The organism is Nocardioides sp. YJ-D4, from assembly GCF_054031495.1.
In genome coordinates this window covers 1,936,745-1,960,750 of record NZ_CM132932.1, presented here as the reverse complement: position 1 = coordinate 1,960,750, position 24,006 = coordinate 1,936,745, and the positions used below count along the sequence as shown (strand labels likewise).

Annotated in this window: 17 protein-coding genes and 1 tRNA gene; 11 read left to right on the top strand and 7 right to left on the bottom strand. The window is 70.1% G+C overall.

The features are described 5' to 3' along the window. Window positions 1-154 precede the first annotated feature (154 nt). Together ACW14X_RS09390 and ACW14X_RS09385 are read left to right on the top strand one after the other, a co-directional pair. Window positions 155-730 carry a hypothetical protein gene (locus tag ACW14X_RS09390; RefSeq protein WP_457165424.1) on the top strand — a complete coding sequence of 192 codons (576 nt, stop codon included), beginning with the start codon at window positions 155-157 and terminating at the stop codon, window positions 728-730. Between the two features lie 134 nt (window positions 731-864). Next, window positions 865-3,591 (top strand): BTAD domain-containing putative transcriptional regulator, encoded by a 2,727-nt coding sequence (locus ACW14X_RS09385; RefSeq protein ID WP_457165423.1) that lies wholly within the window; start codon window positions 865-867, stop codon window positions 3,589-3,591. Between the two features lie 9 nt (window positions 3,592-3,600). Here the strand turns inward: ACW14X_RS09385 and ACW14X_RS09380 are convergent, their stop codons facing one another. Continuing rightward, a complete protein-coding gene (locus ACW14X_RS09380) occupies window positions 3,601-5,226 on the bottom strand; it encodes a long-chain fatty acid--CoA ligase (RefSeq protein WP_457165422.1) in 1,626 nt (541 codons plus the stop codon). Between the two features lie 113 nt (window positions 5,227-5,339). Here ACW14X_RS09380 and ACW14X_RS09375 point away from each other — a divergent pair, with 113 nt between their 5' ends. Next, entirely contained in the window at window positions 5,340-6,407 is a 1,068-nt protein-coding gene (locus ACW14X_RS09375) for a DUF1152 domain-containing protein (protein WP_457165421.1), read from the top strand. 18 nt (window positions 6,408-6,425) lie between these two features. Here the strand turns inward: ACW14X_RS09375 and yczR are convergent, their stop codons facing one another. Next, complete coding sequence (gene yczR / locus ACW14X_RS09370; RefSeq protein ID WP_160025168.1) at window positions 6,426-7,856, bottom strand: MocR-like transcription factor YczR; 1,431 nt, start codon at window positions 7,854-7,856, stop codon at window positions 6,426-6,428. Between the two features lie 78 nt (window positions 7,857-7,934). Here yczR and yczE point away from each other — a divergent pair, with 78 nt between their 5' ends. After that, window positions 7,935-8,558, top strand: coding sequence for a membrane protein YczE (gene yczE / locus ACW14X_RS09365; RefSeq protein ID WP_350719415.1), 624 nt, complete (start codon window positions 7,935-7,937; stop codon window positions 8,556-8,558). A gap of 22 nt (window positions 8,559-8,580) precedes the next feature. On the opposite strand, the gene ACW14X_RS09360 is transcribed toward yczE, so the two are convergent. Further along, window positions 8,581-8,657: transfer RNA gene (locus ACW14X_RS09360), tRNA-Arg, on the bottom strand. Window positions 8,658-9,125: 468 nt separating this feature from the next. Here ACW14X_RS09360 and ACW14X_RS09355 point away from each other — a divergent pair. Then, on the top strand, window positions 9,126-10,886 hold the full coding sequence (locus ACW14X_RS09355) for a hypothetical protein (RefSeq protein ID WP_457165420.1): 1,761 nt from the start codon (window positions 9,126-9,128) through the stop codon (window positions 10,884-10,886). A gap of 92 nt (window positions 10,887-10,978) precedes the next feature. Here the strand turns inward: ACW14X_RS09355 and ACW14X_RS09350 are convergent, their stop codons facing one another. Both ACW14X_RS09350 and ACW14X_RS09345 read right to left on the bottom strand, forming a co-directional pair. Beyond that, entirely contained in the window at window positions 10,979-11,794 is an 816-nt protein-coding gene (locus ACW14X_RS09350) for an N-acetylmuramoyl-L-alanine amidase (protein ID WP_457165419.1), read from the bottom strand. A 67-nt stretch (window positions 11,795-11,861) separates the two neighbouring features. Next, a complete protein-coding gene (locus ACW14X_RS09345) occupies window positions 11,862-13,286 on the bottom strand; it encodes an aminopeptidase P family protein (protein WP_457165418.1) in 1,425 nt (474 codons plus the stop codon). A gap of 124 nt (window positions 13,287-13,410) precedes the next feature. Here ACW14X_RS09345 and ACW14X_RS09340 point away from each other — a divergent pair, with 124 nt between their 5' ends. From ACW14X_RS09340 to ettA, 5 genes are all read left to right on the top strand, one after another. Continuing rightward, window positions 13,411-14,577, top strand: coding sequence for a PrsW family intramembrane metalloprotease (locus tag ACW14X_RS09340; protein WP_160025163.1), 1,167 nt, complete (start codon window positions 13,411-13,413; stop codon window positions 14,575-14,577). Next, window positions 14,574-16,436 carry a dynamin family protein gene (locus ACW14X_RS09335; protein ID WP_160025162.1) on the top strand — a complete coding sequence of 621 codons (1,863 nt, stop codon included), beginning with the start codon at window positions 14,574-14,576 and terminating at the stop codon, window positions 16,434-16,436. Before ACW14X_RS09340 ends, ACW14X_RS09335 begins: the two co-directional genes overlap by 4 nt. A 42-nt stretch (window positions 16,437-16,478) precedes the next feature. Beyond that, a complete protein-coding gene (locus ACW14X_RS09330; protein WP_457165417.1) occupies window positions 16,479-18,131 on the top strand; it encodes a GTP-binding protein in 1,653 nt (550 codons plus the stop codon). 148 nt (window positions 18,132-18,279) lie between these two features. Next, the gene (ssb, locus tag ACW14X_RS09325; protein WP_160025160.1) at window positions 18,280-18,807 is read left to right on the top strand and encodes a single-stranded DNA-binding protein; all 528 of its coding nucleotides are present in this window, start codon (window positions 18,280-18,282) and stop codon (window positions 18,805-18,807) included. 81 nt (window positions 18,808-18,888) lie between these two features. Continuing rightward, a complete protein-coding gene (gene ettA / locus ACW14X_RS09320) occupies window positions 18,889-20,571 on the top strand; it encodes an energy-dependent translational throttle protein EttA (RefSeq protein ID WP_160025159.1) in 1,683 nt (560 codons plus the stop codon). An 81-nt stretch (window positions 20,572-20,652) separates the two neighbouring features. On the opposite strand, the gene ACW14X_RS09315 is transcribed toward ettA, so the two are convergent. Next, a complete protein-coding gene (locus tag ACW14X_RS09315; protein WP_457165416.1) occupies window positions 20,653-21,948 on the bottom strand; it encodes an MFS transporter in 1,296 nt (431 codons plus the stop codon). A gap of 252 nt (window positions 21,949-22,200) precedes the next feature. Here ACW14X_RS09315 and ACW14X_RS09310 point away from each other — a divergent pair, with 252 nt between their 5' ends. Further along, window positions 22,201-22,680, top strand: a complete 480-nt coding sequence (locus tag ACW14X_RS09310) for a MarR family winged helix-turn-helix transcriptional regulator (protein ID WP_160025157.1) — start codon at window positions 22,201-22,203, stop codon at window positions 22,678-22,680. A gap of 55 nt (window positions 22,681-22,735) precedes the next feature. On the opposite strand, the gene ACW14X_RS09305 is transcribed toward ACW14X_RS09310, so the two are convergent. Then, on the bottom strand, window positions 22,736-23,950 hold the full coding sequence (locus ACW14X_RS09305) for an acetyl-CoA C-acetyltransferase (protein ID WP_160025156.1): 1,215 nt from the start codon (window positions 23,948-23,950) through the stop codon (window positions 22,736-22,738). Window positions 23,951-24,006 lie beyond the last annotated feature (56 nt).

Genomic DNA, 24,006 nt, shown 5'->3' with positions numbered 1-24,006 from the left:
CGTGCCGTGGAGATGACTGCGAAGAGTTGCAGCTCGGATTGGGACTTTAGACCCTAGGCCGACCGGCCAGACTCCGGCATGTTACCTTGGCAAATCCAAGGGAACAGTTTCCCTTCCATGGCAACAAATTTCATAAGGAGTGCGTGTGCGTCGCATGGCCATGCTGATCCTCGGGGGAGCCGTTGCGGCGGCCGGGGTTGGCTGCGGTTCGGACAGTTCCATCGACTACGGGTTCTATAGCAACAACCACGGCGAGAACCCCGCGATGGAGAAGAAGGTGATCACCGTCGACAGCACCGAGAGGATCGAGCAGAACCAGCAGCTCGGGTTGACGGCTGAGGGAACCATCAAGGGCGAAGCACCCGGAATCCTGTTGAGGGTGATCGTGCAGGACGTCTTCGAGACGTCCTTCACGGACGGCACCGAGACCCCGCCGGGGTCGCGCGTGATGGCCGTCGAGATCCAGGTCGTCAACGCCGGGTCGAGGGTCTTCAACGACAGCCCGGCCACCGGCACGACGGTCATCGATGCCTCGGGCAAGAAGTACAAGAGCCTGCCCAGCACGGTGACGGTCGACGGCGGCGAGGTGTTCCCGAACCCGTTCGGTCTGCAGCCGCGTGACCAGCGGACGGCCCTGGTGCCGTTCGTCGTCCCGGTCGGGGTGAACATCAAGCAGGTCGGGTTCCAGATCGACAAGGGCGGCGAGAGCGGCCTGTGGCGGGTTCCGTAAGCCAGAACCTTTAAATCTGAATCCAGCATCAGCCTCCAGGCAACCTTCTGGCGGCATTACGCGTCACCATCTCTGTGGTGATGAGACGATGAGTCTTCTCGGACGTAATGCTGCGTGGTCAAACAGGAGGTGTGGTGCGGGTCCGGGTCCTAGGTGCCGTCGAGCTGGTGTGTGACGACGGCACGGTGCAGAAGCTGTCGCGCACGCGGCGGACTCTGCTTGCCCTGCTGGCGGCCGCGCGCGGAGCGCCGGTCTCCTCGGACCTCCTGGTCGACGAGCTGTGGAGAGGTTCACCCCCGGCAACGGGGGTGAACCTGCTTCACCAGCGCGTCCGTGACCTGCGCCGGGCACTCGGCGAGGATCGCCGCCATCTGCAGAGCCGGGCGAACGGCTACGCGCTGGTCGGCGCCGACATCGACCAGGCCCGCTTCGAGGAGCTGGTCGAGCAGGGCCGTACCTCGGCCGAGGCCGGAGACCACGAGCGGGCGAGCATGCTCTTCGACGCCGCCCTGGGACTGTGGACCGGGGGCGCGTACGGCTCGGTCGGTGAGTCGCCGATGATCGCGACCGAGGCCGCTCGGCTCGAGGAGCTGCGGCTCGTCGCCGTCGAGTCCCGGGCCGCCGCTGACCTGGCGCTCGGCCGGCAGGCCGCGGTCGTGGCCGACCTGGGGCCGATCGTCCGGGCCAACCCGCTCCGGGAGGGCCTGTGGCTGCTGCTGATGACGGCGCTGTGGCATTCCGGCCGCACGGCGGAGGCGCTGGACGCCTACCAGCGTCTCTTCCGTGTCCTCCGCGACGAGCTCGGGGTCGAGCCGTCCAAGGACGTACGCGACCTGCAGCTGCGGATCATCGAGGGAGACGATCCCGAGCCGGTGCAAGCACGGACGTACGAGGAGATCGTGCCGCGCCAGCTGCCGCCGGTCGTCGCCGCCTTCGCCGGCCGCGAGGACCACCTGACGACGCTCGACGAGCTGGTGGCGAAGGAGGACGGCGGTGCCGTCGTGATCTCGGCGATCGCGGGCACAGCCGGGATCGGCAAGACGACGCTGGCGCTCTACTGGGCGCACCGGACCGCTCCCCGCTTCCCGGACGGCCAGGTGTTCGTGAACCTGCGCGGCTTCGACCCGTGTGACGCGCTCGACCCGTTGGACGCGCTCGGGGTGCTGCTCGAGGCGTTCGGGGTGGAGCGGTCCCGCCAGCCCCAGGACATCGACGGCCGGGCAGGGCTGCTGCGCAGCAAGCTCGCCGGCAAGCGGGTGCTGCTCGTGCTCGACAACGCCCGCGACAGCGAGCAGGTACGCAGCCTGATCCCCGGCAGCCCGGGCTGCGTGACCCTGGTGACCAGCCGAAACAGGCTCTCCGGCCTGGTCGCGGAGGCCGGTGCGAGCCCGATGGAGCTGGGCCTGCTCAATGACGCCGAGGCCTACGAGCTGCTGGCCGGGCGGCTCGGCGAGGACCGTCTCCTGGCCGAGCCCGAGGCCGTGGAGCGGATCATCGAGCTGTGCGCCTCGTTGCCGCTGACGCTCTCGGTCGTGGCCGCCCGGGCGGCGATCCGGCCGGCCTACTCCCTCGCCGACCTGGCCGAGGAGCTCGGCGAGTCCCGCCTCGACGGGTTCGGCGGCGGACGCGGTGACCTCCGGGCGACGTTCTCGTGGTCGGTCCGGCACCTGTCCGACGCCGCGGCCCGGCTGTTCCGGCTGATCGGCCTGCATCCCGGGCCGACGCTCACCTGCGTGGCCGCGGCCAGCGTGGCCGGGATCTCCCGCGTGCGGGCCCGCCGCCTGCTCGACGAGCTCACCGAAGCCAACCTGCTGACCGAGGTCGCGCCCGGACGGTTCGTGCTGCACGACCTGCTCCGGGAGTACGCCGCCGACCTCGCCACCGGCGAGCCCGCGGAGGTCCGCGAGGCGGCCGAGCTGCGGATGATCGACCACTACGTCTTCAGCGCTCGGGCGGTGCACAGCGCCTACGACCCGCACCAGCGCCACCTCGATGCGCAGGAGCCGATGCGCGACGGGGTCACCCCCGAGGTCGTCGGCGACAGCGTCGAGGCGCTGGCCTGGATCGGCACCCAGCTGCCGGTGATCTCTCGGGTGATCGACGTCGCCGTCGCCCGGGGACTCGCACCCGACCGGATCGTGCTGCTCGTCGGTGCCCTCGAGCGTCTGCTCGACCTCCAGGGACGCTGGATCGAGCTGGCAGCGCTGGCCGAGGCTGCGCTCCCGGGTGTGCGCCGCAGCGTCTCGCAGGGCGGCGACCCCGCCGGGCTCGGCGTCATGCACCGTGCCGCCGGGGCGGCCTGCGGGCGCCTGGGGCGCGTCGAGGACGCCCTCGACCACCTCGGCCGGGCCCTCGATCTGGCGATGGAGTCCGCCGACCTGGTGGGCGAGGGGAAGACCCTGCACCGGCTGGCCACCGTGGCCACGGCCTCCGGCGATCATGCCGGGGCTGCAGCGTACGCGGCTCGGGCGGCGGAGGTCTTCGCTCGCGCGGGCGACCCGATCCGGGCGGCCTGGACGACCGGGCGGCTGGGTCTCTACGAGGCCCTCGACGGTGCGTACGAGTCCGGGCTCCGTCACTGCGAGGCGGCGCTCGAGGAGCTGCGCCGGGTGGCGCCCGGCTACCGCAGCGAGGGCAACGTCATCGCCACCATCGGCTGGATCCACCAGCAGCTCGGCTCCGTCGACGAGGCGGCCGGTCACTTCGAGGAGGCCGTGACCAAGCTCCGTGCCGCCGGCGACCTGCCCGGTCTGGCCGACGCGCTCGGCCACCTGGCCGACGCCCGCGCCGCCCTCGGCAAGGACGAGGACGCCCGCTGCGCGAGGGTCGAGTCCGCCTCGATCCTCGCGCAGCTGGGCTGACCGCTCCGGCTACGCCGTGGGCAGCTTGTAGTCGGCGTACTCCTCGCGCAGAGTCTTCTTGGAGAACTTCCCGACCGAGGTCTTGGGCACCTCGTCGATGAAGACCACGTCATCGGGCACCTGCCACTTGCCCAGGTTCTCCGCCAGGTAGCCGAGCAGCGCCTCCTTGGTCACCGACTCGCCGTCCTTGACCACCGCGAAGGCCAGCGGCCGCTCGCCCCACTTCGGGTGCGGCACCGCCACGACGGCCGCCTCGGCGATGCTCGGGTGGCCCATGATGAGGTTCTCGATCGCGACGGTCGAGATCCACTCGCCACCCGACTTCACCAGGTCCTTGGTGCGGTCGACGATGCGTACGTAGCCCAGCGGGTCGATCGCGGCGATGTCACCGGTGCGCAGCCAGCCGTCGGGCGAGAACGACGTCGGTGCGTCGACCTTGTAGTAGCCCGACGCGATCCACGGGCCGCGGCACTCGAGCTCGCCGGTCGTCTCGCCGTCCCACGGAAGCTCGTCGGTCGTCCCGGGCTCCACGATGCGGAGCTCGACGCCGACGGCCGGGATGCCAGGGGACGTACGGTAGTCGGCCTTCTCCTGCTCGGAGAGGTCCGTGATCTCGGCGCGCTCGTTGAACACGCTGCCGAGCGGCGACATCTCGGTCATCCCCCAGGCCTGGGTGATCGGCAGGCCGATCGCCTCGCGCCAGGCCTCGGAGAGCGACTTCGGCACCGCGGAGCCGCCGCAGATGACCACCCGCAGCGAGGAGAGGTCGGCGTCCTTCAGCAACGGGACCATGCCCATCCAGATCGTCGGTACGCCGGCCGCGATCGTCACCTTCTCGGCCTCGAGGAGCTTGATGATGCCGGGAGGCGAGAGGTCGGGGCCGGGCAGGATCAGGTTGGCGCCGGCCAGCAGGGAGGAGTGGGCGAAGCCCCAGCCGTTGGCGTGGAAGAAGGGCACCACCGGAAGCACGCGGTCGCGGTCGTTGGTGCCGAAGAGGGTGCCGGCCAGGGAGGCCAGCGCGTGCAGGTACTGCGAGCGATGGGTGTAGACGACGCCCTTCGGGTTGCCGGTGGTGCCGGAGGTGTAGCAGATCCCGGCAGCGGTGCGCTCGTCGGTGACCCGGCCCTCGATCGCCGCCTCCTCGGCGTCGGCCATCAGCTCCTCGTAGGAGACGACCCGCGGGTCCTCGGGAAGCGGGGTCGGCGCGCCGTCATCCATCACCACGATGTGCTTGAGCGTGGTCAGCTGGGGGAGAAGCGGAGCCAGCAGACCGAGCAGCGACCGGTCCACGAAGACGGCCTCGTCCTCGGCGTGGTTGAAGGTGTAGACGAGCTGTTCCGGGAAGTAGCGGATGTTGCCGGTGTGCAGCACCCGCCCGGTGCAGGGGACGGAGTAGTAGAGCGCGAGGTGGCGCAGGGTGTTCCACGCGAAGCTCGCGACCCGGCCGTCCTCGGAGATGCCGAGCCGGTCGAGGACGGTGGCCTGCTTGCGTACCTCCACGGCCAGGTCCTTGAACGTGTTGCGCTCCAGACCTGTGGCGGTCTTGGTGACGATCTCCCGCGTCGGGAAGACGCGCTCGGCGCGCCGGATGATCGTGTCGATGGTCAGCGGTGCGTCCTGGATCAGTCCTTGCATGCTGCACATCGTGACCCAACGTGGCGTGCGTCACAACGTCTTCCGCGAACTTCTTGCCGGGCGATGCGGCCGACCTGTGGCGCGCGGGATGCCCAGCGGTCAGAATCGTCTGCGTGAGCACTCTCTTCGTCGCGGCCGGTGGTGGGGGTGATGCGCTCGGCGTGCTCCTGGCGCGCCGGGTACTCGAGCCCGAGATGGACGACGGCGACGTGTTGGTGTCGACCTGCGCCTGGGAACGGCTCCGCATCGACCCGGTGCCCGGCCCACGCTCGCGCGGCGACTTCATCGGGCTCCGCCTGGTCGATGGCGTCCGGGCGGAGATATCGACCACGACGGACACCCTTCCTCCGGGCCGGTCCGTGCTGCCGCGGCTTGCCGGCGACGTCGACGCGCGCCTCTTCCTGCACGACCTCGCGGACGGTGCGGTCGGACTCGCCGAGCAGTTCCAGCATCTCGCTCGGGCGCTCGGCGCCGACTCGCTCACGGTCGTCGACGTCGGTGGCGACGTGGTCGCCCGGGGAGACGAGCCCGGCCTGCTGAGCCCGTTGGCCGACTCGCTCACGCTGGCCGCGGCGTTGCGCACGGGCCTGCCGGTGCGGCTCGCCGTCGTCGGCCCCGGTGTGGACGGGGAGCTCCCGGCGGAGCAGGTGATCGCCATCCTCGGTGGGCTCGGTGGGATCCATGCGGGAACGCTGGGGACGGCGGATGTGGACCGGGTCGGCGACTCGCTCGGCTGGCATCCCACCGAGGCGACGACGCTGGCCGCTGCAGCCGCGCGCGGCCTTCGGGGCGCCGTGGAGATGAGACGAGGACAGACCCCCGTCCCGGTGAGCGAGGCGAGTGCGACCGTGTGGCGCCTCGATGCCGTCGTGACGTACGACTTCCCGCTCGCCGAGGCGCTGATCAACACCCGCTCCCTGGGGAGCGCGGAGACGATCATCCGCGGCATCACCACCGTCGACGAGCTCGACTACGAGCGGCGACGGGCCCGGGAACGTCGCGAGATCCCGTCGCGAACCGTGACTGCTGCCGACATCGCTCACGCGAGTCTCGCGCGAGGTGCCTCGCACATCACCACTCGCCGCCTTCTGGAGGCGACGAGCGGGGACGTACCGAGCTACGAGGCAGCACGCTTCGACGGGCTCGGGCTGTGGGCCCTGGAGGCTCTCGCCCGGGGTTGAGTCCGAGGTCGAGCTCGGTCAGACGACGGCCTCGGAGGTGGTGAGGGCCAGAGCCGGGGTGGAGGCGGCACGCGGCCAGACCTCGGCGAGGATCTCGACCCCGCGCCGGACGAGCTCGGGCCGGGGCGTGATCGCCAGCCGCAGATGACGCTCGTAGGCGCCGTCGACCCCGAACCGCGGCCCGGCGGTGACGAGCAGTCCGTGGGGGCGGGCGGCGAGGGTGAGCTGGGAGCTGACCGGTGCGGGCAGGCCCACCCAGGCGGAGAGGCCACCGTCGATACGCGGCGGCAGCTCCCAGTCGGGAAGGTGCTCGCGCATCGCGTGGTAGAGCGCGGCGCGGCCGGCGGCGAGCTGCGCGGCGCGCTCCTCGAGGATCTCGGGCAGATGCCGGAACAGGATCGTGGTGACGAGCTGCTCCCAGATCGGGGTGCCGAGGTCGGTGGCCGAGCGTCCGCTGGCGATCTGGGTCAGCAGCACCGGGTCGGCGCGGATCCAGCCGACCCGCAGCCCGCCCCACAGCATCTTGCTCGCCGAGCCGATGTGGACGACGCGGGCCTGGTGCTCGCCGGCCATCGCGGCCAGCGGCGGGAACGTGTGCGGGCGGTCGATGTTCAGCTCGGCGGTGGTGTCGTCGGCCACCAGGAGGGTGTCGACCTTCGCAGCGGCGTGCAGCAGCCGGAGCCGGTCCTCGGTCGACATCGAGCGAGACGTCGGGTTGTGGAAGTCGGGCATGACGTACGCCATCACGGGGGTGGTCCGGGCGATGGCCGCCTCCATCGCGGGCATGTCCCAGCCGGCGTCGGTGGTCACCGGACTCGTGATGATCCGCGCTCCGGCGAGGCTCAGGGCGTCGTACGCGTTGGGGTAGGACGGGCTCTCGGCGTAGGCCCGGTCGCCGCGGTGGATCACGGTGCGGGCGAGCAGGGCGATGGCGCTCTGGCCGCCGGTGGTCACCATGATCTGGTCGGGATCGGTCGGCAGACCGCGGTCGGTGTAGCGCGCCGCGATCTCCGCGCGAAGCTCCTCGATGCCCCACAGCGTGTAGCCGGGGCCGGTCATGTGGTCGGCCAGCCGCCGGGTCGCCTCGACCGCGGCCTCCGGGAGCCGCCGGGTGGCGGGCAGAGTGGCCCTGACCAGGTCGATCTCGCCGCCCTCGGTGAACGAGTCGGGCGCGGTGGGTGGGAGCTTCGTCGTCGTACCCGACCCCTGGACGCTCAGTGCGTACCCGTGCTCACGCAGGCGCCGGTAGGCGGCCGTGATCGTGGTGCGGCTCAGCATCAGCCGCTCGGAGAGCTCCCGCTCGGAGGGGAGACGTACGTCGGCGGAGAGCCGTCCGTCGATCAGCAGCAGCTGGATCCGTTCGGCGAGGTTCTCGTACGCCGGGCCTTCCCCTTGCCACTGACCGAGCAGGCCAGCGAGCGCAGTGGCACCGATTCTTCCGCGAGGCATGAGGCCACCTTACCGCGATTGGCTTCTTTACCTTCGATTGGACCCGTGATTGGCTTTGCAATCGTGAAGGATCTCTCTGTGAAGTCGCTCTCCTGGTTGATAACTGGACTCTTCCTCTACGGCATCGCACTCGCCATGCTCCTGCGGGCCTCGCTCGGCGTCGGGCCGTGGAACGTGCTGACCTCGGGTCTGGTCGAGGTCACCGGCATCTCGTTCGGCCTGATGACCAATCTGATCGGGCTCGGCGTGCTGCTGATATGGATCCCGCTGCGCCAGCGGCCCGGGATCGGGACGGTGCTCAACGTGCTCCTGGTCGGCACCTCGGCCGACATCGGCCTGTGGCTCATCCCGCCCGTCTCCGGCGTGTTCGTCCAGATCGCGATGTTCGCGGGCGGGCTGTCGCTGCTGGCCGCGGCGACCGGCATCTACATCGCGCCCGGCCTCGGTCCGGGCCCGCGCGACGGCCTGATGACCGGCCTGCACCAGCGGACCGGCGCCCCGGTCTGGCTCTGCCGTGCGGGCGTCGAGATCACCGTCCTGGCGATCGGCTGGCTGCTCGGCGGACTGGTCGGCATCGGCACCGTCGCCGAGGCGCTGCTCATCGGTCCGATGGTGCACCGCACCCTGCCGTTCTTCCGGACCCTGTACGCCGGGCGGGCGGCCGCTGCGGCGCTCAGCGCCGAAACACGCGCGAGTGCATGATTTAACCCACACGAATTTCCTGTGGCGCCCCCGACAGGATTCGAACCTGTGACCGTCGGATTAGAAGGCCGATGCTCTATCCAGCTGAGCTACGGAGGCGTGGCCTGTGTGAGCACCCCGCTGGAAGGGGGTTTGCGCAGGCCGCGCACGATCTTACCGGTGCCCGTATCCCCTGTGTGCATCGGAATCCGAAACGCTGGCCGGAGTGTTACCAAGGTGTGGGGGGTATTTGGGTGCACTGTCCCCACACTGTCGACGTGAGTGTCCGATTGGCGGACCACGAGGGTTCGAGACTGGGCCCGATCATCGGTAAGGTCCCCGGACATGACTATGGAGTCCATGTGCACCTCGTGCGGTGCAGCCGTCACCGGTATGCGCTTCTGCACAGGTTGTGGGACCCCCGTCAGAAGCGCTCATCAGCCGCCGTCGCAGGGTGCACCGGAGCCGGTCGCACCGCCGCGACTGCCGCAGCGGGGTGCCGATCCTGAGCAGGGTGGTCTGTCGTTGCCGAGGCGTGGGCAGGGAAGTGCTGCGCCCGCACCCGAGGCCGACACGGAGCCGGCCCCGTTGCCGCTCGAGCAGGTCAGGCGTACGCCGGGGGCCTCGATGGCGCCTCAGCTGAGCATGACCGCGCCCAGCGGTGAGCAGCCGGCCTTCGGTGGTGGCATGGCCCCGCCGCCGGCGGGTTCGGACGGTGGTGGCCTGTTCGGGCTGGCGGCGCGTACGCCGAAGTTCGAGCCGGAGCTCGCCTCCCAGTCGCAGTCGCTCTTCCTGCCCAAGCGCAAGCGCGTCGCGGAAGAGCCCGAGCCGGCCCCGGAGCCGGATCCTGAGCCCGAGGCACCGGTGGCCGCACCGGCGCCGCTGCCGGATCTCCCGACGCGGCCGGCAGCACAGGACCGCGCGGCCGAGCCGCTCGCGCCAGCGCCCGCCCCCGCCCCTGCGCCCGATCCGCAGATGCCGGAACCGCAGGTGCCGCAGACCCCGGAGCCCATGGCCGCGCCCCCGCTGCCGGAGCGTCCGGCCGCTGCGTACCAGAGCGCGGAGCACCCGACCTTCGTCGAGCCCGCGCCGCAGTTCGGTGGCCAGGCCCCCGAGTCGGCCTACGAGGCGACCCACGAGGCGATGCCGCCGGTCGAGCGACGCCAGCCCGAGCCGGTCCGTCCGGACGAGACCCAGGTCGCGATGAGCCCCCGGTTCGACGCCGTCGACGAGGAGGCCTCCGGAGGCACCCGTCCGCGCGACGAGTTCGAGCAGTTCGCGCCGCCGCAGCCGCAGTTCGACGCCCCGGCGCCCGAGTCGCGCTACGACGACGGCCAGCCCGATCTCGGCCAGCCCGACCAGGGACAGCAGGCCCCGACGTACGGTGACCCCGCCTACGCCCCGCTCGCACCGCAGCTGGAGCCGGACCAGGGCCAGTGGTCGCCGGGCTACGACCAGCCCTACGGACAGCCGTACGGACAGGGCGCCGACCAGGGCTTCGACCAGGCGTACGAGCAGTCCTACGGCCAGCCGCAGGACCGGTCCCAGGACGACTTCGGCCAGCCGTACGGCGACCCCTACGGCCAGAACCCCTACACCGACGCCACCCTCGTCGGGCAGCCGCCGGTCGGCGGCGGGCCCAACACCCCGGCGCCGCCGCCGATGGCGCCGCAGGGCTACGACCCGTACGGGAACGGCTACGACGCCCGCTATGAGCCGCAGCGCGGCCAGGGCGGCCAGGGCAAGGGCCCTGGTGGTCTCGACCTGAAGCGCTGGGGCCTGATCGTCCTCGCGCTGGCCGTCGTGGTCGCGATCATCGCCTTCGTCATCGGTCTGACCAGGAACGACGACGCCAACGCGAAGACGGGCTCCACCACGGATGCCACCACGACCGAGGGCGGTGCCGCGGCCGAGGCGAAGAAGATCGACGACCTCATCAAGACCTCGGCCAAGGACAAGGCGGCCATCGGTGCCGCTCAGGCCGACCTCAAGGCCTGTGAGAACATCGACGAGGCGATCCAGACCTTCCAGGACGCCGCAGCCTCCCGCGAGAAGCTGGCTGCGGATGTCGCCAAGATCGACACCGCCGTCCTCCCGGGGTCGCGGAAGCTCGTCAAGAACCTCGAGTCCGCGTGGATGACCTCGCAGAACGCCGACCTGGCCTTCGCGGCCTGGGGCGAGAAGCGCAGGGTAAACGCCGATGGCGAGTGCGTGGGCGGCAAGGGCAAGCTGGAGAAGGCGACCACGCTCAGCCTGGCCAGCCACGACCCGAAGAAGGCGGCCGCCAAGGCGTGGGGGCCGATCGCGGAGGAGTACGGCCTCGAGCCCGTCGAATGGACGAAGCTCTGAGACGACTGGAGCGAGGCCGAGCGGCGAGCTTGCTCGTCCGCTCGCGCCGAGCGAAGGAGTGACCGCGCGAAGCGCGGAGCTGAGGCTTGGTCTCAGCGTGAGCGGAGGTACGCCGCCATCGCCCGTTTGATGGCGGCGGCCGTCCGCGCCTGGAACCGGTCCGACTTCAGCAGGCGCGCGTCCTCGGCGTTGCGCATGTTGCCGGTCTCGAGGAGCACCTGCGGCACCGTGGTGAGGTTGAGGCCGGCCAGGTCGTCGCGCTCCACGAACCCGCCCTCGCCGAGGTAGGAGGCCAGCGGCATCCCGGTCTTCCGCATCTCGGTGCGGAGCAGCTGCGCGTAGCGTCGCGAGGGCTCGACGACCTCGTCGTTGGTGCCCGAGGGCACCGGGATCAGCAGCGAGTAGCCCCGCTCGGAGGCGGCCGCGCCGTCGGCATGGATGTCGATCGCGACGTCGGCCTTCGCGTCGTTGATGATCTTCGCGCGCTCGTCGATGCACGGCCCGACCCCGTCGTTGCTGTCGCGGGTCATGACCACCTTCGCGCCGGACTCGCGCAGATCGGCCGCGAGCTTCGTGGCGACGGCCCAGGTGAAGTCGGTCTCCGGGTAGCCGTCGTCGGTCGCGGTGCCCGTCGTGTTGCACGGGCTCTGCGAGCGCCCGTTCCACACCGGCTCGTTGATCACCTCGGGCGCGCCCGCGTTGCCGCCGTTGTGGCCCGGGTCGATCCCGACCACGGCTCCCGCGAAGACGTCGTCGGAGCTGCTCGACGCGGGCGCGGACGCCGTCGCTGATGGCGAGGCGGCGGGCTGCTGCCGTGGCGTACTTCCTGGGCTGCAGGCCATCAGGGCCGAGGCCAGGGCGACGCAGCCGGCCACGGCGATCGCCGACCGAGGTAACTCGGTCAGCACCCGCTTCCCTCGTGGAACTCCACGAGGGAAGCGCGACTCGACTGAGTTACCTCGGTCAGCATTCACCTCACAGATACTGACCCATCCACGCCTCGACGTCGTCGGCCGTACGCGGCAGGCCGGCGGAGAGGTTCACGGAGCCGTCCTTGGTGACGACGATGTCGTCCTCGATGCGGATGCCGATGCCGCGCAGCTCCTCGGGGACGAGCTTGTCCTCCTTCTGGAAGTAGAGGCCCGGCTCGACGGTGAGGACCATGCCTTCCTGCAGCGGTCCCTCGATGTAGGCATCCTTCGACGCGGAGGCGCAGTCGTGGACGTCGAGGCCGAGCATGTGAGAGACGCCGTGGAGGGTCCAGCGGGAGTAGGTCTTGTTGTCCTCGGAGAGCGCCTCGTCGACCGAGACCGGCAGCAGGCCGAGGTCGTCGAGGCCGTGGGCGAGGATCTCCATGGCGGCGAAGTGGCCGGCCCGGAAGGTCACGCCCGGGCGGATCGCCTCGATGCCGGCCTGCTGCGCCTTGTAGACGAGCTCGTAGAGGTTGCGCTGCAGCGGCGTGAAGGTCCCGGAGATGGGAAGGGTGCGGGTGATGTCGGCGGTGTAGAGGTTGTGGCCCTCCACGCCCATGTCGAGCAGCACCAGCTCACCGGGGACGATCGGCCCGTCGTTGTCGATCCAGTGCAGCGTGGTGGCGTGGGACCCGCCGCCGACGATCGAGTCGTAGCCGAGGTCGTTGCCCTCCGCGCGGGCGCGGCGGAAGAAGGTGCCCTCGATCCAGCGCTCGCCGTGCTTCAGGACCTGGTCCCACTCGCGCACCGCGTCGGTGAAGCCCCGCACGGTGATGTCGCAGGCCTCCTTGAGCTCGCCGAGCTCCCACTCGTCCTTGATCAGGCGCAGCTCGGAGAGCGCCTTGGCGAACTCCTCGTCACGGGAGGCCTCGGCCGGGGCGACCAGCTTGTCGACGTCGGCCGAGACTCCGCGAAGGACGCGGGTTGGGGTGTTGCCGGAGAGGTCGGACTCGAGCTGGTCGACGTGGCGTACCTCGATGCCCAGCGAGTCGGAGAGCTCACGGGCCGAGGGACGCGCACCGGCCCAGAGCGCGCCGTACTGACGGTCGCGGAAGAACTCGTCGGTGTCGCGGCCGCTGCGCGGGCGGGCGTACAGGACCGAGGTGCCGTCGGGCTCGATCACGGCGACGGCGTCGGAGGTCTGGTTGCCGGTCAGGTGCACGTGGGCGGTGTCGGCGCGGAAGCGGTAGTCGGTGTCGTTGGCGCGGACCTTGTAGGTGCCGGCCGGGACGACCAGGCGCTCACCCGGGAAGATGCCCGAGAGGCGCTCCCGGCGGGCGGCCGCCCACGGCGTGATCGGATGCTCGGGAACCTCGACCTCGCGGTCGTCCCAGCCCTCCCTCATGAACTTGGACCACGCCTCCGGAACCGTCTGGTCGTGGCTCTCGGTGTGGTCGTCTGCAGGAGTGGGGGCGCCTTTGTCCGTCATACCGGAATCGTACGCCGCGCCGGATCGACAACGCTCGTGAGTTCCCAGGCCACGCGGGTGGCGAGGACGTCTCGATCGGTGTCTGGTCGCACGTGCGGTCCGGCCGCCCGATAGTCTGGCGCGCATGGGGGCGATCCCGAAGGATCCGACGAGAAGCAACCGCACGTTCACCATCGTGGTGGGCGTGCTTGTCGTGCTGACCTCTTTGCCGGTGCTCGGCATCGTTCTGCTCAGCACCAGCGTCGTCAACGACCATCTTGCCCCGACCGGCGCGATCCTGGGTGTGCTCTTCGCGGCCATCCCGGTGGTGCCGCTGGTCTACGCCTTCCTGTGGCTGGACCGCTACGAACCCGAGCCGAAGTCGCTGCTCGCGCTCGGCCTCGGGTGGGGCGCCTTCGTCGCGGTCGCGGCCGCGCTGATCGTGCAGAGCGTCGGGGCGCTGCTCGCCGGGTGGAGCGAGCCGACCCAGCTCGCGATCGTGGCTCCGGTCACCGAGGAGGCGGCCAAGGGGCTGTTCCTCTTCGTGCTGCTGGTCTGGCGCCGCCACCTCCTCGACGGGGTGCTCGACGGGATCGTCTACGCCGGCATGGTCGGCATCGGCTTCGCCTTCACCGAGAACATCCTCTACCTGGGCGGCACCTACAACGGCACGCCCGGCATGGGCGACAGCTCCACGGGACACATCGGTGAGTTCACCGCCGTCTTCGTGATGCGCTGCCTGTTCAGCCCCTTCGCGCACCCGCTCTTCACCGCCTTCACCGGCATCGGTATCGGCATCGCGGTGGTGACGCGCAAGCGCTGGCTGAAGGTCGTGGCGCCGCTGCTGGGTTACGCCATCGCGGTGCTCGCCCACGGCACCTGGAACGGCTCGACACTGCTCTATGACGGGGCCGGGTTCCTGCTGGCGTACGTCGTGGTGATGGTGCCCGCGTTCGTCTCGATGGTGGTCTTCGCGGTGTGGCGGCGAAAGTCCGAGCGCATCGTGCTGACCCGGTCGCTGACCGACGCCGCCCAACGGGGGCTGATTCCCTACACCGACATCGGCTGGGTGGTCGATCTGCGGCGCCGGGAGCAGGCGCGGAGGTTCGCGTCGACCCATGGAGGGGCTCAGGGGGTTGCGGCCATGCGTGAATACCAGCAGGCTGCCATCGAGCTCGGATACTTGCACTGGCGATTCCTGCGCGGCAACCCGCCGCCAGACTTCGCCGCCCGGGGGAGGGCATACGTTGACCGCATCAGTGAGGTACGTCCACACATCGCGTTCCCGAGCGGGCAGGTGATGACCGGATGAACGAAGAACACAGAGACGACGACGCTCCGGAGGCGGCTCCGGAGACCAGGCCTGCTGCCTACGAGGCGCTGACCGCAGGGATGCTCGCGGAGAAGCCGACCACCGAGTTCGAGGCCGCCCGGGCCGAGATCGAGGCGTCCGGCGGCGAGGGCAACCGGATGGTGACCTCGCTCATCCAGCTCCACCGCGCGCTGACCGAGGTGACCCTGCCGCTGGACCTGCCCGGCGCCGACGAGCAGCGGGCCGCCAGGCAGAACATGGTCGAGCAGCTCGAGGACTACGTCATCCCGCGGATGATGACCATCGACGCGCCGCTCCTCGCGGTCGTCGGTGGCTCCACGGGCGCCGGCAAGTCGACGCTGGTCAACTCGCTGGTCGGCACCAAGGTGACCACGCCGGGGCTGCTGCGGCCGACGACCCGCTCGCCGGTGCTGGTGCACCACCCGGACGACGGCCGCTGGTTCGGCCAGGACCGCCTGCTTCCCGAGCTGGAGCGGGTGAACCACCCGACCAACGACCCCGGTGCGCTGCAGCTGGTCGCCAGCGACCGGCTCCACCCCGGCCTGGCGATCCTGGACGCGCCCGACGTCGACTCGGTCGAGGAGGCCAACCGGGTGCTCGCGGCCGAGCTGCTCGCCGCGGCCGACCTGTGGATCTTCGTCACCTCGGCCGCACGCTACGCCGACCAGGTGCCCTGGGAGTTCCTCCAGCTCGCCGCCAACCGCTCCACCGCGGTGGCAGTGGTGCTCGACCGCACTCCGACCGAGGCCGTCCAGACCGTCGCCGGCCACCTGGCGCGGATGCTCGCCTCGCGCGGGCTCAAGGATTCACCGCTCTTCATCGTCCACGAGGGCGAGGTCTCCGAGCAGGGGCTGCTGCCCGCCGAGCACGTCGCCGAGGTACGCGCCTGGCTCGACATGCTCGCCGACGACGCCACCGCGCGACACCAGGTCGTCACCCAGACCCTCGACGGTGCGGTGCGGGCGCTGACCCTGGAGGTCCACCCGATCGCCGACACCGCGGACGGTCAGGGAGAGGCCGCGCAGCGGCTGCGTACGGATGCGGACATGGCCTACGACGAGGCGCTCAGGTCCATCATGGCGGCGACCGCCGACGGGACGCTGCTGCGCGGCGAGGTGCTCGCGCGCTGGCAGGAGTTCGTCGGCAGCGGCGAGATCCTCAAGGCGCTCGAGACGAAGGTGGGGATGCTTCGCGACAAGATCCTCGGCTCGATCAAGGGCAAGCCGCAGCAGGCCGAACGGGTGACCGCTGCCGTACAGGGCGGCCTGGAGATGCTGATCCTGGAGCAGTGCGAGGCGGCTGCCGAGAGGGCCGAGGCGGCCTGGCAGATGAGCCCCGCGGGCCGCGGGCTGCTCGCCACCGGCCCCGCCGACCTCGGCCGGGCCTCCCGTGCGCTGCGGCCCAAGGCCGAGCGTGCGGTGCGCGACTGGCAGCAGGACGTGCTCGACATGGTGCGCAGCGAGGGTCAGGACAAACGTACGACCGCGAAGTTCCTCTCCTACGGGGTCAACGGCCTCGGGGTCGCGCTGATGGTGGTCGTCTTCGCCTCGACCGGCGGGGCTCTCGTCGGTGCCGAGGTGGGCATCGCCGGCGGCACCCTCCTGCTCGGCCAGAAGCTCCTGGAGGCGGTCTTCGGCGACCAGGCCGTGCGCGGGCTCGCGTCCCGGGCGCGCAAGGCGCTGGAGGTACGCATCGTGGGGCTCGTCGACGAGGAGCGTGCGCGCTACACGGGTCAGGTCGACGCGCTGCAGATCGACCATGGTGCACCGGAGCGACTGCGGCACGCTGCGCGGAAGGTCGGCGACGCCCGTTTCGCCAGCCAGCGCGGCGATGACTGAGACTTGTCAGACTGAGCTTTTTCAGGAAGGGAAGGGGGATCCTTGAGCGGTCTGCTCGAAGGTGCAAAGAACCTGGTCAGCCGAGGCGGAGACCTCGGTGATCGGCTGGACGGACTGACGGCTGCGACCGTGGCGGCGACGGGGCGTCTCGACGACGGACTCGTCGAGGACGCGCGCGCCGTGGTCAACAAGGCTCAAGGACGCCTCAAGCTCTCCGCCGACCACACGGTCGTCGGGGTCGCGGGGGCGACCGGGTCGGGCAAGTCGTCCACGTTCAACGCCCTGACCGGGCTGGAGCTCTCCGCCGTCGGTGTCCGGCGGCCGACCACCTCGTGGGCCACCGCCTGCGTGTGGGGTTCGGAGGGCGCTCAGGAGCTCCTCGAGTGGCTGGGCATCCCCGAGCGTCACCAGACCACCCGCGACTCGATGCTCGACACCCGCCGTGAGGGGCACGAGCTCGACGGCGTGGTGCTTCTCGACCTGCCCGACCACGACTCCACCGAGGTCTCGCACCATCTCGAGGTCGACCGGCTGGTCGAGCTCGCCGACATGCTGGTGTGGGTGCTCGACCCGCAGAAGTACGCCGACGCGGCCATCCACGACCGCTATCTGCAGCCGCTCCGGACCCACTCCGAGATCATGGTCGTGGTGCTCAACCACATCGACCGCGTTCCCGAGGACCGTCGTGAGGCGATGCTGGGTGACGTACGCCGCCTGCTCGACCAGGACGGGCTGCGCAACGTGCCGGTGATCCCGGTCTCGGCCAAGCTCGGCTGGGGGATCCCGCAGCTCAAGACCGAGATCGCCCAGCGGGCCGCGGCGAAGCGGGCCAACAAGTCCCGGCTCTCCGCCGACATCAAGACCGCCGCCGTGAAGCTCGCCAAGGCGTCCGGTGACGCCAAGCCGCGTTCCCTGGCCAAGCCCCGGGTGGAGGCCCTCGAGGACGCCATCTCCGAGGCCGCCGGAGTGCCGACCGTGGTGGACGCGGTCGAGCGATCCGTACGCACCCGGGCGAGCGCGGCCACGGGCTGGCCGCTGGTCTCGTGGGTCTCCCGGCTGAAGCCGGACCCGTTGAAGCGGCTTCACCTGGCGCTGGGGGAGGAGGCGACCCAGCTGGCCGGGCGCGCCCGGACCTCGCTGCCGCAGACCACCGCCGTCGAGCGCGCGCGGGTCGACACCGAGGTGCGTCAGCTGGCCGACGAGGCCGGCGCCGGGCTCGCCTCGCCGTGGCGGGACGCGATCCGGCGGGCATCGGTATCCCGGATGGACGACCTCGCCGACAGGCTCGATGCCTCGGTCGGCGGAGTCGACCTGAACGCCGAGCGGCTGCCGCTGTGGACCGGGCTGGTCAAGGCGCTCCAGTGGCTCCTCATCATCCTCGCCACCGTCGGGTTGGTGTGGTCGGTGGCGCTGCTTCTCTCCGGAGCCGCTCAGATCGGCGACGTGACGCCCTCTGTCGCCGGGGTCGAGCTGCCGTACGTCCTCGTCATCGGGGGTGTCGGGCTCGGGCTGGTGCTGTGGGCCGTGTGCCATCTGCTGGTGATCAGCACCGCTCGACGTCGGGCGCGGGCGGCCGATGCGCGGCTGCGTACGGCGGTCGCCGACGTGTCCCGTGAGCTCGTCGTCGACCCGATCGAGACCGAGCTGGGGGCCTACACCGCCCTTCGGCACGGGGTGGCCAAGGCGCTGCGCTGACCGGTCGACGGGCCGATCACTGTCCACAGGCACGGTTCGATCCGGGGTTGTCCACAGGCGGACGTACGCCGCCCGGAACTGTCGGTGGTCGAGCGCAGGGTTGTCTCCGAGGCCCGCATCAGGCGGGCGCGAACACGAGGAGACAACGATGAACGACTCGATCATCACCCTGCGCGGCAACGTCGGCGCCGACCCCGTCGTGCGGAACGTCGGTGAGGTCTCGGTCGCGAACTTCCGGATCGCATGCACGCCGCGGAAGCTCAACCGGTCCACCGGAGAGTGGAGCGACGGCGTGACGCAATGGTTCTCGGTGAGTGCCTGGCGTCAGCTGGGGGAGAACGTCGGGCGCTCGCTGCGCAAGGGCGACCCCGTGGTCGTCCAGGGACGGCTGTCCGCCCGCAGCTACGTCAACAAGGACGGGCTCGAGGTCAACACCTTCGAGGTCGAGGCGACCGTCGTCGGCCACGACCTCAACCGTGGCATGTCCAGCATCTCGCGCAACCCGCGCTCGCTGGCCGCGGTCGCTGCTCCGGCCCCCGGACCCCGCGACGACGACCCCGAGCGCGACCCGCTCTCCGACTGGCGGGCGCCGGGTGCGGACCCGTGGGACCAGCAGCCGGCGACAACGGACGATGGCGAGGCGACTGATGAGACGGAGGCGTCTGTGGCAGCCTGAGGTGAGCCGGGCGGTCGCACGGCCCTGTGGCAAGGTGCGCCGGTTGTACCGGCGTGCCTCTCCCTCATTAGGGTGGGCACCATGGCCGACTACATCCTCTCCCTGCGCAATGTGCGCAAGGCCCACGGCGACAAGGTCGTCCTCGACAACGTCACCCTCTCGTTCCTGCACGGTGCCAAGATCGGCGTCGTCGGCCCGAACGGCATGGGTAAGTCCTCGCTGCTCAAGCTGATGGCGGGGCTGGACCACCCGAACAACGGCGACATCGTCCGGGACCAGGACGCGACCGTCGGGATGCTCCAGCAGGAGCCGCCGCTGACCGAGGGCAAGACCGTCCTCGAGAACGTCGAGGAGGCGGTCGGCGAGATCAAGTCGAAGATGAAGCGCCTCGAGGACGCCTACATGGAGATGGGCGACCCCGACGCCGACCAGGACGCCCTGATGGCCGAGACCGGTGAGCTCCAGACCTTCCTGGACAACATCAACGCCTGGGACATCGACTCCAAGCTGGAGCAGGCGATGGACGCGCTGCGCTGCCCTCCGGGCGACGCGCTCGTCGACAACCTCTCCGGTGGTGAGCGCCGCCGCGTCGCGCTGTGCAAGCTGCTCCTGCAGGAGCCCGACCTGCTGCTCCTCGACGAGCCCACCAACCACCTCGACGCCGAGTCGGTGCAGTGGCTGGAAGGTCACCTGAAGAGCTACAAGGGCGCCGTCCTGGCGGTTACCCACGACCGTTACTTCCTCGACAACGTCGCCGAGTGGATCGCCGAGGTCGACCGCGGCTCGATCCACGGCTACGAGGGCAACTACTCCACCTACCTGGAGACCAAGAAGGACCGTCTCAAGGTCGAGGGCCTCAAGGACGCCAAGCGCGCCCGGATGCTCGAGAAGGAGCTGGAGTGGGTCCGCTCCAACGCCAAGGCCCGCCAGACCAAGTCGAAGTCGCGTCTGGCCCGCTACGAGGAGCTCGCCGCCGAGGCCGACAAGGCCCGCAAGATCGACACCGCCGACATCAACATCCCGCCGGGCCCGCGCCTGGGCGACGTGGTGATGGAGGCCAAGGGCCTGGTCAAGGGCTTCGAGGGCCGCACGCTGTGGGACGACATCTCGTTCTCGCTCCCGCGTGCGGGCATCGTCGGCATCGTCGGCCCTAACGGTGTCGGCAAGACCACGCTGTTCCGGATGATCACCGGCTCGGAGAAGCCCGACGCGGGTGAGCTCAACGTCGGCCAGACGGTGAAGATCTCCTACGTCGACCAGAGCCGTGGCGGCATCGACCCCAACAAGAACGTCTGGGAGGTCGTCTCCGACGGCCTGGACTTCATCAAGGTCGCCAACTTCGAGATGAACTCGCGGGCCTACGTCGCCTCCTTCGGCTTCAAGGGTCCCGACCAGCAGAAGAAGGCCGGCGTGCTCTCCGGCGGTGAGCGCAACCGCCTCAACCTCGCGCTCACCCTGAAGCAGGGCGGCAACATGCTGCTGCTCGACGAGCCGACCAACGACCTGGACGTCGAGACCCTCTCCTCGCTCGAGGACGCGCTGCTCGACTTCCCCGGCTGCGCCGTGGTCACCTCCCACGACCGGTGGTTCCTCGACCGCATCGCCACCCACATCCTCGCCTGGGAGGGCACCGAGGAGAAGGAGGGCGAGTGGTTCTGGTTCGAGGGCAACTTCGAGTCCTACGAGGCCAACAAGATCGAGCGCCTCGGCCAGGAGGCCGCCCGCCCCCACCGCGTCACCCACCGTCGCCTCACCCGCGACTGACCAACCCGCGCCGAGTCGGCGCGTTCTGACCAGAACCATCGCCGAGTCGGCTCGTCATAACGAGCCGACTCGGCGCGTTTGTCACAGGGGTGCGGGCTCGTGGGCCGCTGCCGGGCGTACACCGTTCACGGCGGGGGTGATCCGGCGCTCCAGGCGCATCGAGGCGGCGACGATGAAGACACAGCCGACCACCATCAGCGCGATGAATGCCGTCGACTGGCCGTGCTCGAGCAGGAAGCCGGCGAGGATCGGGCCGATGATCGCCCCGGTCTGGAACGAGGCGGAGTTGATCGCGTTGTAGCGCCCTCGGAGATGGTCGGGCGCCATGTCGTTGGTCAGGGCGGGGTAGGCCGACTGCATCAGCGTCTCGCCGAGGGCGAAGAAGATCCCCTGGAAGGCGACCACGCCGACGATGGCCGCGACGGAGCCGGGGACCAAGCCGGTCGCCCCGAACACCACCCAGGCCAGGCCCCAGATCGCGGCGGTGGCGACGAGCACTCGAGTGCGCCGTCGGCCGCTGACCCGGTTCATCACCCAGAACTGGGCGAGCACGATCACCGCGCAGTTCACCACGAACGCGAACCCGATGACGCGGGTGGAGACCTCGGCGATCTGACGCGAGTAGGCCGGGAACCCGCTCTCGATCTGGCCATAGCCCAGGGTCGAGAGCAGCACCCCGATCACCACCAGCCAGACGACCTCGGGACGGCGCAGGATCGTGGCGTACGACGCGGTCGCGTCGGGCTGGTCGGCGGCAGGTCGCGCGGCGCGGCCGTGTAGATGACGCAGCGGGCCGAGCAGGACCAGGGCCGGGATCGTGAAGGTGGCCGCGTTGGCGAGGAAGGCGTAGGTGAACGTCTCGGGCCGGCTCACGTCGATGAAGAGACCACCGACGACGCCGCCGACGCCGATACCGAGGTTGATCAGCGCGAAGTTCACCCCGTAGTAGCGCTGCCGGAGCTCACCTTCGACCACGGTGGCGACCAAGGCGTTGGCTGCCGGCCAGGACACCCCGGCCTGGACGCCCAGCAGGCACAGCGCCGCCGCGGCGAGCACCGGCGTGGTGGCGAAGGCGAGCATGACGTCGCCGGCGATCGCGCAGACCAGGCCGCCGAGGATGACCGGACGGGCTCCGTACTTGTCGATCAGGCTGCCCGCTGGGCCGGTGACGATGAAGCCGGCGATGGCGATCAGGCCCATCAGGGTGCCGGAGAGACCGAGGTCGAAGCCGCGTACCTCATGCAGGTAGATGATCGTGAACGGCAGCGTCATGCCGCGACCGAGGAGCTGGATCGCAACCGTCGACAGGAGCCAGCGGCCCTCGCGTGGAAGTGCGGCTATGAAGTCACGGAGACCGAGAGCAGGGGGAGTCGACACCGAACAATTCTCGCCTTTACCTGGAGCCGTGGCGAATTGTTTCTGGGGCCTGCGATGCCTCGGTCTGGTCTCATCGCCGGTCTCCTCGCCCGTCTCATCGCCGGGCTTAGGTCCCGGCTCATTCTGCCGTTGGTCCCGACTGTTTCATGGCTCTCGTCCCGGGTTCGGATCGAACCTTCGGTGACAACTTCCTCGCTGTTAAGGGGTGCCAGTGCATGGAACAGCCCGTAGAGAGGGCTAACGTAATGCCCCGTGGGTGATGAGACTCGGTGGCTGGACGAAGAGCAACAGCGCTCCTGGCGTGCGCTGATGATGGGGATGACCCTGCTCGATGACCGCCTGGACGCCGACCTACGCACCCGCTTCGACATCTCGCTCCCGGAGTACGAGATCCTCGTACGCCTCTCCGAGAACGACGGCGCCATGCGGATGGCTCAGCTCGCCGACTCCCTGGCCCACTCGCGCTCCCGGGTCACGCACACGATCACCCGGATGGAGCGTGCCGGGCTGGTCGAACGCCGCAACTCCGCCGAGGACGGTCGCGGTGTCGTCGCCAACCTCAGCGAACGCGGCTTCGAGCTGCTGCGGGAAGCGGCCCACGTTCACGTCACCGGCGTACGCGAGTACCTCATCGATCTGGTCAGCGAGGAAGACTTCGCGGCTCTGGGGCGAGTGATGAACGCCGTCTCCGACCACCTCATCAGCGACCGCCCCGGCATCGAGATGCGCTGAAACGCCGACTCGGCGCGCCTGCCTGGGGCAGACGCGCCGAGTCGAGGGGTGGGTGTCAGATGCGCTCGAGGATCATCGCCATGCCCTGGCCGCCGCCGACGCACATGGTGATCAGACCGGTGGTCTTGTCGTGCCAGTCGAGGCTGTTGAGCATGGTGTTCTGCAGGCGCGCGCCGGTCATGCCGAAGGGGTGACCGACGGCGATGGCGCCGCCGTTGATGTTGAGGCGGTCGATGTCGATGCCGAGGTCCTGGTAGGACGGGATCACCTGGGCGGCGAAGGCCTCGTTGATCTCGACCAGGTCGATGTCGCCGATCGACATGCCGGCGTACTTCAGCGCGTTGCGGGTCGCCTCGACCGGGCCGAGGCCCATGATCTCAGGGGAGAGGCCGGAGACGCCGGTGGACACGATCCGGGCCAGCGGGGTGACGCCGAGCTCGGCGGCCTTGGTGTCGGACATGACCACGACGGCGGCGGCGCCGTCGTTGAGGGCGCAGCAGTTGCCGGCGGTGACGGTGCCGTCCTCGCGGAAGACCGGCTTGAGGCCGGAGATGGCCTCCAGGGTCACGCCCGCGCGGGGGCCGTCGTCGGCCGAGACGACGGTGCCGTCGGGGGTCGTGACCGGGGTGATCTCGCGGGCCCAGAAGCCGTCGGCGATCGCCTTCTCGGCGAGGTTCTGGGAGCGTACGCCGAACTCGTCCATCTCCTGGCGCGAGATGCCGCGCGAGGTGGCGAGGTTCTCGGCGGTCTGGCCCATCGCGATGTAGACGTCCGGCAGCAGGCCGTCCTCGCGCGGGTCGTGCCACTTCTCGTTGGACGTGGCGGTGGCGGTGGTCCGCGACTGGGCGTCGTCGAAGAGGTGGTTGACGGTGTCGGGCAGGTGGTCCGAGGTGCCCTTGAAGAAGCGGGACACGGTCTCGACACCGGCCGAGACGATGATGTCGGCCTCGCCGGCCTTGATCGCGTGCAGCGCCATCCGCGAGGTCTGCACCGAGGAGGAGCAGTAGCGGGTGATGGTCGCGCCGGGCACCTTGTCCCAGCCGTTCAGCACGGAGACCACACGGCCCATGTTGTTGCCCGACTCGCCGCCCGGCAGACCACAGCCGAGCAGCAGGTCGTCGATGTCGTTGGGGTCGAGACCCTCGACCTTGCCGACGGCTTCCTTGGTGATGAGCGCCGCGAGGTCGTCGGGACGGAAGTCCTTCAGAGATCCCTTGTTGGCTCGCCCGATCGGGGTGCGGGCGGCGGCGACGATGACTGCCTCAGGCATGAAGACTCCCGGTTACTGATGAGTAGGTAGAACTGTGGTCGACACCATACTCGCCC